The organism is Caenimonas sedimenti, assembly GCF_007833165.1.
Lineage (GTDB): Bacteria > Pseudomonadota > Gammaproteobacteria > Burkholderiales > Burkholderiaceae_C > Ramlibacter > Ramlibacter sedimenti.
This window is the reverse complement of record NZ_VOBQ01000022.1, coordinates 41,779-54,972: the sequence shown is the minus strand read 5'-3', so window position 1 is coordinate 54,972 and position 13,194 is coordinate 41,779. Positions and strand designations below refer to the sequence as shown.

General features: G+C 68.4%; 9 protein-coding genes and 1 tRNA gene. 4 read left to right on the top strand and 6 right to left on the bottom strand.

The genetic code is table 11. From position 1 onward, the window contains the following. Window positions 1–29: 29 nt before the first annotated feature. From FN976_RS24765 to FN976_RS24755, 3 genes are all read right to left on the bottom strand, one after another. Complete coding sequence (locus tag FN976_RS24765; RefSeq protein WP_145895984.1) at window positions 30–1,496, bottom strand: glutamate synthase subunit beta; 1,467 nt, start codon at window positions 1,494–1,496, stop codon at window positions 30–32. A 12-nt stretch (window positions 1,497–1,508) separates the two neighbouring features. Next, a complete protein-coding gene (locus FN976_RS24760) occupies window positions 1,509–6,242 on the bottom strand; it encodes a glutamate synthase-related protein (RefSeq protein WP_145895983.1) in 4,734 nt (1,577 codons plus the stop codon). Window positions 6,243–6,369: 127 nt separating this feature from the next. Beyond that, window positions 6,370–7,056: an REP-associated tyrosine transposase gene (locus FN976_RS24755; protein ID WP_145895982.1), complete on the bottom strand. Its 687-nt coding sequence runs from the start codon at window positions 7,054–7,056 to the stop codon at window positions 6,370–6,372. Between the two features lie 132 nt (window positions 7,057–7,188). Between FN976_RS24755 and FN976_RS29045 the strand changes: the two genes are divergently transcribed. Beyond that, window positions 7,189–7,365: a hypothetical protein gene (locus FN976_RS29045; RefSeq protein WP_186511171.1), complete on the top strand. Its 177-nt coding sequence runs from the start codon at window positions 7,189–7,191 to the stop codon at window positions 7,363–7,365. Between the two features lies 1 nt (window position 7,366). Here FN976_RS29045 and FN976_RS24750 read toward each other — a convergent pair whose 3' ends face one another. Together FN976_RS24750 and FN976_RS24745 are read right to left on the bottom strand one after the other, a co-directional pair. Beyond that, window positions 7,367–8,497, bottom strand: a complete 1,131-nt coding sequence (locus tag FN976_RS24750) for a hypothetical protein (RefSeq protein ID WP_145895981.1) — start codon at window positions 8,495–8,497, stop codon at window positions 7,367–7,369. After that, window positions 8,494–9,105, bottom strand: a complete 612-nt coding sequence (locus FN976_RS24745) for a sigma-70 family RNA polymerase sigma factor (RefSeq protein WP_255440828.1) — start codon at window positions 9,103–9,105, stop codon at window positions 8,494–8,496. Before FN976_RS24745 ends, FN976_RS24750 begins: the two co-directional genes overlap by 4 nt. A gap of 124 nt (window positions 9,106–9,229) precedes the next feature. On the opposite strand from FN976_RS24745, the gene FN976_RS24740 reads away from it, so the two are divergent. The 3 genes from FN976_RS24740 to FN976_RS24730 all read left to right on the top strand — a co-directional run bounded on the left by FN976_RS24740 (window position 9,230) and on the right by FN976_RS24730 (window position 12,768). Continuing rightward, entirely contained in the window at window positions 9,230–10,720 is a 1,491-nt protein-coding gene (locus tag FN976_RS24740) for a VWA domain-containing protein (RefSeq protein ID WP_145895980.1), read from the top strand. A gap of 32 nt (window positions 10,721–10,752) precedes the next feature. Then, window positions 10,753–10,829, top strand: a tRNA-Met gene (locus FN976_RS24735). A gap of 73 nt (window positions 10,830–10,902) precedes the next feature. After that, the gene (locus FN976_RS24730; protein WP_145895979.1) at window positions 10,903–12,768 is read left to right on the top strand and encodes an O-linked N-acetylglucosamine transferase, SPINDLY family protein; all 1,866 of its coding nucleotides are present in this window, start codon (window positions 10,903–10,905) and stop codon (window positions 12,766–12,768) included. Here FN976_RS24730 and FN976_RS24725 read toward each other — a convergent pair. After that, window positions 12,765–13,079: a PilZ domain-containing protein gene (locus tag FN976_RS24725; protein WP_145895978.1), complete on the bottom strand. Its 315-nt coding sequence runs from the start codon at window positions 13,077–13,079 to the stop codon at window positions 12,765–12,767. The genes FN976_RS24730 and FN976_RS24725 overlap by 4 nt on opposite strands. Window positions 13,080–13,194: the final 115 nt, after the last annotated feature.

Here is a 13,194-nt window from a genome sequence, read left to right as displayed (position 1 = left end):
GCCGGTTCCGCGGCGGGCGCGAAAGGGCCTCAGCGCGGCAGGTCGCTGAAGCCCATCAGGAACTCATCCACCGAGCGGGCCGCCTGGCGCCCTTCCCGGATGGCCCAGACCACCAGCGATTGCCCACGGCGCATGTCGCCGGCGGCGAAGACCTTGGGCACGTTGGTCGCGTAACCACCGGTAAAGTCGGTCGTGGCCCTGGCGTTGCCGCGGGCGTCCTTGTCGATGCCGAAGCCCTCGAGGATGGAGGCGACCGGGCTGACGAAGCCCATGGCCAGCAGCACGAGGTCGGCTTTCAGCACTTGTTCGCTGTTGGCCATTTCGCTCATCTTGCCGTCCTTCCACTCGACGCGGACGGTCTTCAAGCCGGTGACTTTGCCTTTTTCACCCAGGAATTCCTTGGTGGCGATGGCGAACTCGCGCTCGCAGCCTTCCTCGTGGCTGGAACTGGTGCGCAGCTTGTAGGGCCAGTAGGGCCAGGTCAGCGGCCGGTTTTCTTCATCCGGCGGCTGCGGCATCAGCTCGAACTGGACCACGCTGGCGGCACCGTGCCGGTTGCTGGTGCCTACGCAGTCGCTGCCGGTGTCACCGCCGCCGATCACGATGACGTGCTTGCCGTCAGCGCGCAACTGGCCCTTGACCTTGTCACCGGCGTTGACCTTGTTCTGCTGCGGCAGGAATTCCATGGCGAAGTGGATGCCGTCGAGGTCGCGGCCAGGCACCGGCAGGTCGCGCGACTGCTCGGCACCACCGGTCAGCAGCACGGCGTCGAAGTCCTGTTGCAACTGCGCGGGCGTGACCGTTTCCTTGGCCCAGTTGGTGACCCTGGAGTCCTTGGGCAGCTCGCCCACCATGACGCCGGTGCGGAACACCACGCCCTCGGCCTTCATCTGGTCGACCCGGCGGTCGATGTGCGACTTCTCCATCTTGAAGTCGGGGATGCCGTAGCGCAGCAGGCCGCCCACGCGGTCGTTCTTCTCGAACAGGGTCACGTCGTGGCCCGCGCGCGCCAGTTGCTGGGCAGCCGCCATGCCGGCCGGGCCGGAGCCCACCACCGCCACCTTCTTGCCGGTGCGGATTTTCGAAGGCCGCGGCTTCACGAGGCCCAGCTCCCAGGCCCGGTCGATGATGGCGTGCTCCAGCGACTTGATGCCGACGGCATCGTCGTTCACGTTCAGCGTGCAGGCCGCCTCGCACGGCGCGGGACAGATGCGGCCGGTGAATTCCGGGAAGTTGTTGGTCGAGTCCAGCACCGCGAAGGCGTTGGCCCAGTCCTGCCGGTACACCAGGTCGTTGAAGTCCGGGATGATGTTGTTGACCGGGCAGCCGCTGTTGCAGAACGGCGTGCCGCAGTCCATGCAGCGCGCCCCCTGCACCTTGGCCTGTGCGTCATCGAGGCCGATGACGAATTCCTTGTAGTGCTTCACGCGCTCGGGCACGGGCTTGTAGCCCTCCTCGACACGCTCGAATTCCATGAAGCCGGTGACTTTGCCCATGATCTCGTCCTCTTACTTGGCCAGGGCCGGTTGTTCCTGCTGCATGGCCACGTGGGCATTGGTGCCCGCGCTCGCCAGCTCCACCTCGCGCTCGTACATCTCCGCCAGGGCCCGCTTGTATTCGTTGGGGAACACCTTGACGAACTTGAGGCGTGCCTCGGGCCAGGTGTCCAGCAGCTCGCGGGCGCGGCGGCTGCCCGTCCAGCGGTTGTGCTCTTCGAGCAGCTTGCGCAGCAGCGATTCGTCGGCCTCGTCGCGGTGCCACTTGGTCTTGCCGGCCCCCGTCTTCTGCTCGTCGGCCGTCGCCACCCGGTCGAGCGACACCATGGAGGTGTTGCAGCGGCTGGCGAACTGCCCATCTTCGTCGTAGACGTAGGCGATGCCGCCCGACATGCCCGCGGCGAAGTTGCGGCCGGTCTTGCCCAGCACCACCACCGTGCCGCCGGTCATGTATTCGCAGCCGTGGTCACCGGTGCCCTCGACCACCGCCGTCGCGCCGGACAGCCGCACCGCGAAGCGTTCGCCGGCCACGCCGCTGAAGAAGGCTTCCCCGGTGGTCGCGCCATACAGCGCGGTGTTGCCGATGATGATGTTCTTGGTCGCCTCACCACGGAAGTCGATGCTGGGCCGGACGACGACGCGGCCGCCGGACAGGCCCTTGCCGGTGTAGTCGTTGGCGTCGCCGATCAGGTACAGCGTGATGCCGCGCGCCAGGAAGGCGCCGAACGACTGGCCACCCGTGCCTTCGAGCTGGATGCGGATGCTGTCGTCCGGCAGGCCGTCCGGATGCACGCGGGTCACTTCGCCGGAGAGTTTGGCGCCCACCGTGCGGTTGACGTTGCGTGCGACCTCGATGAACTGCACCTTCTCGCCGCGATCGATGGCCGCGCGCGACTTCTCGATCAGTCGCGTGTCCAGGTTCTTCTCGATGCCGTGGTCCTGCGACTCGACGTGGAAGCGCGGCACGTCCGCCGGCACCTTGGGCTGCGCGAACAGGCGGCTGAAGTCCAGGCCCCGGGCCTTCCAGTGCGACAGGCCCTTCTTCATGTCGAGCAGGTCGGCGCGGCCGATCATGTCGTCGAACTTGCGGATGCCCAGCTGCGCCATGATCTGCCGCACTTCTTCCGCGATGAAGAAGAAGAAGTTGACGACGTGCTCGGGCTTGCCCGTGAACTTCTTGCGCAGCACCGGGTCCTGCGTGGCCACGCCCACCGGGCAGGTGTTCAGGTGGCACTTGCGCATCATGATGCAGCCCTCCGCCACCAGCGGCGCGGTGGCGAAGCCGAACTCGTCGGCACCGAGGAGCGCTCCGATGGCGACGTCACGGCCGGTCTTCATCTGGCCGTCCGCCTGCACGCGGACACGGCCGCGCAACCGGTTCAGCACCAGCGTCTGCTGGGTCTCGGCCAGCCCGATTTCCCAGGGGCTGCCCGCATGCTTGATCGACGACCAGGGCGAGGCGCCCGTGCCGCCGTCGTGCCCGGCGATCACGATGTGGTCGCTCTTGCACTTGGTGACGCCGGCGGCGATCGTGCCCACGCCCACTTCGGAGACCAGCTTGGTGCTGATGCTGGCGTGCGGGGCCACGTTCTTCAGGTCGTGGATCAGCTGCGCGAGGTCTTCGATCGAATAGATGTCGTGGTGCGGCGGCGGCGAGATCAGGCCGACACCCGGCACCGAGTGCCGCAGCTTGCCGATGTACTTGGAGACCTTGCCCCCGGGTAGCTGGCCGCCCTCGCCGGGCTTGGCACCCTGGGCCATCTTGATCTGGATCTGGTCGGCCGACGACAGGTACTCGGCCGTGACGCCGAAGCGGCCCGAGGCCACCTGCTTGATGCGCGAACGCAGCGAGTCGCCCTCCTGCAGCGGGATGTCGACCTCGACGACGTCCTTGCCGATGATGTCCGCCATCGTCTGGCCGGTCTTGATCGGGATGCCCTTCAGCTCCTGGCGATAGCGCGCCGGGTCCTCGCCGCCTTCGCCGGTGTTGCTCTTGCCGCCGATGCGGTTCATGGCAATGGCCAGCGTGGCGTGGGCTTCCGTGGAGATCGAGCCCAGCGACATGGCGCCTGTCGCGAAGCGCTTGACGATCTCCTTGGCCGGTTCGACTTCATCGACCGGAATCGCCTTGGACGGGTCGATCCTGAACTCGAACAGCCCGCGCAGCGTCATGTGGCGGCGGCTCTGGTCGTTGATGATCTGGGCGTATTCCTTGTAGGTGTTCCAGTTGTTGGCGCGCGCGCTGTGCTGCAGCTTGGCGATGGCGTCGGGCGTCCACATGTGTTCCTCGCCGCGGACGCGCCAAGCGTATTCGCCGCCGGCGTCCAGCATGCTGTGGAGCACGGGATCGTCGCCGAAGGCCGCCTTGTGCATGCGGATCGCTTCCTGCGCGATCTCGAACACGCCGATGCCTTCCACGCGGCTGGCGGTGCCGGTGAAGTACTGGGCCACGGTGTTGCTGTTCAGGCCGATCGCCTCGAACAGCTGGGCGCCGCAGTACGACATGTACGTGCTCACGCCCATCTTGGACATGATCTTGGACAAGCCCTTGCCGATCGCCTTGATGTAGTTGTAGATGGCCTTGTCGGGGTTCAGGTCGCCCGGCAGGTCCTTGTGGATGGAAACCAGGGTCTCCATCGCCAGGTACGGATGGACGGCTTCAGCGCCGTAGCCGGCCAGGACGCCGAAGTGATGCACCTCGCGCGCCGAGCCTGTTTCCACCACGAGGCCGGCCATGGTGCGCAGGCCTTCGCGGATCAGGTGCTGGTGGATCGACGACAGCGCCAGCAGCGCGGGAATCGCCACCTGGTCGGCGCCGACGCCGCGGTCGCTGATGATCAGGATGTTCTTGCCGCTCGCCAGCGCGTCGACGGCTTCGGCGTTCAGCGACGCGAGCTTGGCCTCCACGCCCTCATGGCCCCAGGCCAGCGGGTACGTGATGTCGAGCGTGTAGCTGCGGAATTTGCCGTAGGTGTGCGCCTCGATCTCGCGCAGCTTCTGCATGTCGGCGAAGTCGAGGATCGGCTGGCTCACCTCCAGCCGCATCGGCGGATTCACCTGGTTGATGTCCAGCAGGTTCGGCTTGGGGCCGATGAAGGACACCAGCGACATCACGATCGCTTCGCGGATCGGGTCGATCGGCGGGTTGGTCACCTGCGCGAACAGCTGCTTGAAGTAGTTGTAGAGCGGCTTGTTCTTGTCGGACAGCACGGCCAGCGGGCTGTCGTTGCCCATGGAGCCGATGCCTTCTTCACCGGCCTGCGCCATCGGCGACATCAGGAACTTGATGTCTTCCTGGGTGTAGCCGAAGGCCTGCTGGCGGTCCAGCAGTTCCACCGGGCTCTTGGGCGCGTGGCCCGAGGTGTCGGACAGGTCGTCCAGGCGGATGCGCAGGTTCTCGATCCACTGCTTGTAGGGCTTGGCATTGGCGAGCGAGGCTTTCAGTTCCTCGTCGTCGATCATGCGGCCCTGCTCCAAGTCGATCAGGAACATCTTGCCGGGCTGCAGGCGCCACTTGCGCACGATCTTGTTCTCGGGCACGGGCAGCACGCCGGACTCGGAACCCATGATGACGAGGTTGTCGTCGGTCACGCAGTAGCGCGAGGGGCGCAGCCCGTTGCGGTCCAGCGTGGCGCCGATCTGGCGGCCGTCGGTGAAGACGATGGAGGCGGGGCCGTCCCACGGCTCCATCATCGACGCGTGGTATTCGTAGAAGGCCTTGCGGCGCTCGTCCATCGTCGTGTGCTGTTCCCACGGCTCCGGGATCATCATCATCACGGCCTGCGCCAGCGGGTAGCCCGCCATCGTCAGCAGTTCCAGGCAGTTGTCGAAGGTGGCGGTGTCCGACTGGTCGGCGAAGCTGATGGGATACAGCTTCTTCAGGTCAGCCTGCAGCACGGGCGACGACATCACGCCTTCACGCGCGCGCATCCAGTTGTAGTTGCCCTTGACCGTGTTGATCTCGCCGTTGTGCGCGACGTAGCGGTAGGGGTGGGCCAGCGGCCACTCGGGGAAGGTGTTGGTCGAAAAGCGCTGGTGGACCAGGCCCAGCGCGGAGATGCAGCGCGGGTCCTGCAGGTCACGGAAGTACACGCCCACCTGGTCGGCCAGCAGCAGGCCCTTGTAGATGACGGTGCGGCTGGAGACGCTGGGAACGTAATATTCCTTGGAGTGCTTCAGGCGCAGCTTCTGGATGGCCGCGCTGGCCGTCTTGCGGATCACGTAGAGCTTTCGCTCCAGCGCATCCTGCACGATCACGTCGTTGCCGCGGCCGATGAAGACCTGCCGCATGATCGGCTCCTTCTTGCGGACCGTCGGCGACATCGGCATCTCGCGGTCCACCGGCACGTCGCGCCAGCCGAGCAGCACTTGCCCCTCGGCCTTGATCGCGCGCTCGAATTCCTGTTCGCAGGCCAGGCGCGACGCATGCTCTTTCGGCAGGAAGATCATGCCGACGCCGTATTCGCCGGGCGGCGGCAGGTCGACGCCCTGGCGCTTCATCTCTTCGCGGTACAGCAGGTCGGGCAGCTGGATCAGGATGCCCGCGCCGTCGCCCATCAGCTTGTCGGCACCGACCGCGCCACGGTGGTCAAGGTTCTCCAGGATCTTCAATGCCTGGCGGACGATGTTGTGGCTCTTCTCGCCCTTGATGTGGGCGACGAAGCCGACGCCGCAGGCGTCGTGCTCGTTGGCGCCCGAATACAGGCCTTGTTCTTGCAGATGCTTGATTTCGGCAGCCGTGGTCATGGCGCGCTCCTGAGATTCCGGGGAAACCCGAATCTACTGCAGCGCACCAATCGTGCCAAGCAAATTAATTGGGGTCAGATTCCAATTAATCGACCCGTCGTGACGTCAACCATCAATTAGGGACAGATCATTTCTTGACGGGTCGTCCGGCTTGGCTGCGGCTGACGCGACGCTCCGTCCGGCGCTGGAGATCTGCCACATAGTCCGGCTCCCCCAGCGCCCAACCGCGCAAGGCAGAGTCGGTCAGCGCTCGCTGTTGCTCGGCCCCAATGCCAGCGCGGACCAGCTCCGCATACGCCTGCTCGCGCGCGAACGGCGTGTTGCCCAGCGCCCAATAGAGTGGGTGCGGAGCGACCAAGCGGTCCGACCGACGCCCGATGGAGTGCGCGTGGCTCGACCACGGGTACTCCGCCGCCTCCGCCACCATGCCCGCGCGCACCGGGTTCAGATCCATGTAGGCCATGCAGGCGAGCAAGTGCCGCTCGGCCTGGATCAACGTGGACCGGTATCGGCCTTCCCAAAGGGTGCCCGTGCGGCCGTGGCGCAGATTGAAGTGACGGACGTAGCGCCGGCCGACCGCCTGCATCATTTGCGGGATGCCCTCCGCCGTTTCCGGCGTGGCCAGCAAATGGAAATGGTTGCTCATCAACACGTAGCCGTGCACGGCGACCTGGTTCTTGCGCGCGTATTCGTCCAGCATCGCGAGGAGCAGCTCATAGTCCGCGCTGCCGACGAAGATCGGCTGGCGATTGTTGCCGCGCTGGATGATGTGATGCGGGTAGCCCGGGACGGTGAGGCGAGGCAGGCGGGCCATAAGCGCATCATAAATTGGAATCTGACCCCAATTTCTGGTGGGTTTTCCGACGTCCGGGGGAGCGGGGGGCCGACAAGGGAACGCCAGGCCAGCCCGAACAATGGCTCATCCATCCCATCTGGAGAGCACACAATGTCCTTCGCGCTTTACATGGTCGGTTTCCTGGTCTTCCTGGCGGGGGTCGTCTGGGCGGCCGTGGTGGCCGGCGTTCCGCAGCTCTACATCATGATCGGGGCGCTCATCCTCCTCGGCATCGGCATCCTGTCGGCCGTGAAGCGCACCCGCCCGAAAGACCCGCCGACGACCTGAGTCAGCGCAGCCTGCGCTCCAACTCGGCGCGCAGGGACTGCACCAGGGCGGGGCCGGGCTCGAGCAAGCGCGCTGCGCCCGGCTCGGCACCGGCGGGCGCCCACAGCCATTGCGAGCGGCCGATCGTCAGCGTCCCCACGGGCCGTTCGCCCTCCAGCAGGCGCACCCGGATCTCAGGCTCTTCCGCCAGGGCGGCGCTGCCGCCTGGCGCCCGCAGGACGCCTTCGATGTCCTGCGCGAGCCGGCCGGCTTCCGCACGCGACAGCGACAACGTCCGGCCAGCCCCCTCCACCTGCAACTGCGTCCACGCTCCCGCCACGGCGGACTCATTGAACGCCCGCCGCTGCAGGTTGGCTCCGGCGCGGGAGTCGGCCGCCGCCGTCGCGGCGCGCGGAGACGCGGGCGCGGCGGCAGCCACCGCAGGCGGCGGGCGCGCCGCTGCACCCGCGGCCAGAGGTGGCGCTGCCAGCGGTGCAGTCGGCGGCGCTTCGGCGAGGTGGCCAGGGCCGGACGCCGCCCGATCCTGCAGCGGCGTCGTCTGCTTTTCCTCGCGGGCCGGCTGCTTGGCCAGCTCCGCCGGCGCCGGCGGCGGCGCCTCCGGCGGCGCGGCTGCCGCCGCATCCTGCCGTTCGCGCGCAGCTCGCGACTCGCGCGCACCCCGCAAACCTTCGGCCTCCGGCGCGGCCTTCGCTTTCGACGGCGCCGGCACTGTCGCTGGCGCACCCGAACCTGGCACGGCCCCCGCTATCGGGGGCGCGGCAGGCGCCGCACGCTCGGCCACGACAGCGCCCGACTCCGCCGACTCCTTCTTCGCCGGCGCAGCATCCTGAGCTGCCGGCGCGGCCGCAGGCGCCGGCCGGGCCACACGCTCCGGCTGGGCGTCGGGCACCTCCTGCCCCTGCCACAACACCGAGACCAGGCCGGCCACCAGCACGGTCGCAAATGCTGCGTTCCATTGCATGCGCGATGCCCCCGCTGCCGGCGCCCAAAGGCGCCGCCACCACGGCCGGGGCGCGGCCTGCGAGCGCGCGGCCTCCAGCACCGCCTCGCGGGTGCGCGGCAACGGCCGCAACGATGCGTCCGGGGCTTCGTCGAGCGCCCTTCGCAAGCGCGCGTCACGCAGGTCCGTCACGGCGCCCCCACGGGCAGCAGGTAGTCGCCCATGCACCCGCGCAGCTTCTTCAGCGCGTAGCGCAGCCGGCTCTTGGCGGTTTCGAACGGCAGCTTCAGCCGTTCGGCCAGGTCTTCCACGCTCGCGCCGTCCTCGTGGTGCAGCAGGAAGGCGGCCCGCTGCGCCACCGGCAACGCGTCCAGGCAATGCAGCAGTTGCGCGCCGGCGGCACGCCAGAAGGCGAGGTCTTCGCTGGAGGGCGCCACGCGGTCCAGCGAAGCCATCAGCCAGTCGAGCGGATCGTCGCCGCTGCCATCTCCATCGACGGCGATCTCCCGGCCGCTCACGCGCAGCCGGTCCATCGCCAGGTTGTGCGCGATGGTGAAGGCCCAGGTGCGCCAGGCGGCGCCCTGCGGCCGGAAGCTGGCGCGCGCGGCGACGATGCGCAGCCAGGTGTCCTGGAACACCTCGTCGGCCTGTGCCGCGCCGGCCGAACCGAGCAGCCGCCGCACGAAACGGAACAGGCCGGCCTCGTGCCGCTGGTACAGCACGTCGAACGCCGCGGCGTCGCCCCCTGCATAGGCAAGCATCAGGTCCTCGTCGGGCATGTCGCGGTGGGCGCGGGGCATGGGCAGATTTTCACATCACGTTCTACGGCGGACCGCGGCGCCCGGGGTTAACCGGCAGCGAATTGATTGACCCCATCGCGCGGTGCCGGCCGTGTCAGCTTGTACCGCAACCCCGGAGCGTTCCATGTTCGAGCACCGCCGTCTTCCCCGCCTGCTGATGATCGTCCTCAGTGCCCAACTGGCCCTCAGTTCCTGCAGCGCCGTCGCGCACAGCCCGCGCGAACCGCTGTGGCCGGACCCGAAGCCGGAGCCGATGACACCGCCCCACTGGCCCCACGCCCGCAGCACGCCGAATTTGCAGGCGCCATCCGCCACGCATTGCGCGCGGCCGGTGAGCACGCGCGAGGTGCCCGGCCTGCCGCCGGAGCAGGTGCGCCAGCATGGCGTCCTGCGCGACGATGCGGCCAAATCCGCGCGCGAGGAGCGGCATCGCGACCTCGCGTCCCGCGGCGCCGCCGTGGCCGAATCCGCGGCGCCCCACCCGGGACCGCCCGCCGCGCTGGCGAAGCCTTCCACCGGCGCGGCACTCCAGCGCATGGCCCCGCAAGACAGCATGCAACCGCCGCCGCATCCCTCTTCCACCGTCACCGCCGGCGTGGTGGACGACAACGCCGACTTCAACGCGTACCTCTCCTTCCGCCAGCGAACGCGCGTCGAACACCGGCCGCGCGACATCCGCGAGCGCTACCTGCTGGAAGTGAAGGACACGCGGGGCCGCGTCGTCAGCGACGCCGAAGTCGCGGTGCACGCGCCCAGCGGCCACGCGATGTGGGCCCGCACCGATGCCGGCGGCCGCGCCTGGCTGCACCCCAACGCTTTCGATCCGTCCCACGCATCGACCTACGAGGTGATCGTGCGCAGCCAGGGCCGGCAGACGTCTGGCCGCCTCACCCGCGGCCAGAAGAGCAGCGTCGAGGCGGTGCTCGATGTCCGGTCGGCCGAAGCCCGCGCCCGGCTCGACCTGGTGTTCCTGATCGATGCCACCGGCTCCATGGCCGACGAGATCGACAAGCTCAAGGCGACGCTGCGCACGATCACGGCGGAAGTCGCGCAATTGCCGAGCCGGCCCGACATCTGCCTGGGCCTGGTGGCCTACCGCGACCGCGGCGATGCCTTCCTGACCCGAACCCACGACTTCACCAACGACGTCGGCGCTGTCCTGCAGGACGCGCTGGGCCCGCTGCGCGCCGGCGGCGGCGGCGACTATCCGGAGGCGATGAACGAGGCCCTGCACGAAACCGTGCACCAGCTCAGCTGGCGGGGCGAAGGCGCGACGCGGCTCGTCGTCCTGCTGGCCGACGCACCGCCCCACCTCGACTACGGGGCGCCGCACTACGACGACGCCATGGTGGCCGCCCTCGGCAAGGGCATCAAGATCTTCGGGGTCGGCGCCAGCGGCCTGGACCGGCAGGGTGAGTTCATCCAGCGCCAGATCGCCCAGTACACGGGCGGCCGCTTCGTCTTCCTGACCTATGCGCAGGCCCACCACCCGGGCAGGGGCCCCGGCCGGGAAACCGTGCACGACGTGAAGAATTACTCGGTCGACACGCTGGACCGGCTGATCGTGCGGCTGGTCAGCGAAGAACTCGCCCGGCGGGGCGGCACCGGCAGCTGACAAGCCTGGTGTTCGCTATAATCGTGGGCTTTGGCGCTTTAGCTCAGCCGGTTAGAGCGACGGAATCATAATCCGCAGGTCCGGGGTTCGAATCCCTGAAGCGCCACCACTCATGCGAAGGGTTAGCAGGCAGCCGCCGCTAACCCTTCTTCGTTTCGACCCGCAGCCGCGAAGCCGACGCCTTGAACGCCCCACTCGCACCCAGCCCCGACGAGACCCGGCGGGCGGTCGGCCTGTTCCAGGCGGATGCGCTGGCGGAGCTGGAGCCGCTGGCGCGCGGCTTCACGCAACGCTACGCGCAGCACCCCCTGGGCTGGATGCTGCTGGGCGCGCTGCTGAAAAAACAGGGCCGCCTGCCCGAAGCCCTGGCCCCCATGCAGCGGGCCGCGGAACTGCTGCCCGACAAGGCGGAACTGCACAACAACCTGGGCAGCACCTACCAGGGCCTGCAGCGCTTCGAGGAGGCCGAGGCCTGCTACCGCCGGGCGCTCGTCGCGCAGCCCGCCCACTTCGACGCGCTCTACAACCTGGCGCAGCTGCAGTCCGGGCTGAACCGGCTGCCCGAGGCCGAAGCCAACTACCTGGCCGCATTGCGCCTGAACCCCGACGACGCGCAGGCCTGCTTCAGCCTCGCCGTCGTGCTGGCCTGGCAGGAACGCTGGATCGACGCCGAGCCCTGGTACCGCCGTGCCATCGCGCTCAAGCCGGGCAGTGCGATGGTGCACGACACCCTGGGCCACGCCCTCCTGGAGCAGGGCCGAGCTCTCGATGCACTGGCGGAGGGCCGGCGCGCCTTGGAGATCGATCCAGACTCGATGCAGCTCCTGAGCAACTTCCTGTTCACCGCGAACTACGCGCCCGCCACCGAAGCGACGGGCCTGCGTCCGCAGGCGCGCCGCTTCGGCGAACTGGCAGCTCTGGCGGCGCCGCGCCCCTACACCACCTGGCGTTGCGATGCCCAGCCGAAGCTGTTGCGCGTGGGCCTGGTCTCGGGCGACTTCCGCCGGCACGCCGTGGCCACCTTCCTGCAAAGCGTGCTCGCGCATGCGGACGCGCATGGCGTGGAATTGGTCGCCTATTCGACCAACGCCCACGAAGACGACGTGACGGCGGCGCTGAAGCCGCGCTTCGCCCGGTGGCGCTCGATCGCGACCTCGAGCCTGGCCGATGCCGCCAAGGCCATCCGCGACGACGGCGTGCACATCCTCATCGACCTGGCCGGTCACACCGGCCACCACCGGCTGGACGTGTTCGCGCAGGCGCCGGCGCCGGTGCAGGTGAGCTGGCTGGGCTCGATCGCCAGCACCGGCGTTCGGCAGATCCGCCACGTCCTGACCGATCCCCACGCGACCCAGCCCGGCGACGCCGTCCACTTCGCCGAGCAACCCTGGGCGCTGCCGGAGAGCTGGGCCTGCTACGCGCCGCCGGGCGGCGACCAGCCCGTCCACCCGCTGCCGGCGCGGGCGAACGGCTTCATCACCTTCGGCAGCTTCAACAACCTGCCCAAGCTGTCGGAGCCGACGGTCCGCACCTGGGCGGCCGTCCTCCAAGCCGTGCCGGGGGCGCACCTGTATCTCAAGAACCGGCAGCTTGGCAGCCCCGGGATGCAGGCCCAGGTGCGGGCGCGCTTCGAAGCGCATGGCATCGCCGCCGAACGGATGACGCTGCAGGGGCCGGTGGCCTCCACCGCCGGCCACCTGAGCGAATACAGCAAGCTGGACATCGCGCTCGACCCCTTCCCCTACCCGGGTTGCACGACGAGCGTCGAGGCGCACTACATGGGGGTCCCGGTGCTCACGCTGCGGGGCTCCGGCGCGCTGCTGCGCCTGGGCGAAAGCATCGCCCGCAATCTCGGCCTGGAGGACTGGATCGCTTCGGACGAAGCCGACTATGTGGAGAAGGCGGTGCGCGCGGCGCGCGATCTGGATCGCCTCGAACAACTGCGGCGGGAACTCAGACCGCGCATGGAGGCCTCGGCGCTGCTGAACGCGCCGCGCTGGGCCGGCGGCTTCTTCGCCGCCCTGTGGGAGATGTGGCGCCGGCGCTAGTGGAGCAGGTTCACCTCTTCGATGTCTTCGAAGAACGGCGCCATCAGTTTTGCCGCGATGCCGACGCGGTCGCCATGCGCCTCGACGCGCACCACGCGGGCGTCGCACTGAAGCTCATGCAGCTTGCCGCCGAGGCGGTACCGCATGGTGAAGCTGACGACGGGCCCGATCTCCTGCAGTGCATCGGTTTCGAAGTAGATGCCGGTGGCGCTCACGTCGCGGGTGAAGCCGGGGACACCTTCCATTTCCAGCGGCAACTCGGTCTCGAACCGGATCGCCTCGCGCTGGTCGGCAGTTTGCGCATGTTTCATGAACGCCACTCTAGCCCGGCCTGGCCCGGGTTGGGCCCGGTGCCGAGTAAGCAAGGGTCAGACCCGCTACCAATGGGTACTGCCGGCCCGCTAAAATCGGGTCAACTCAGCCACT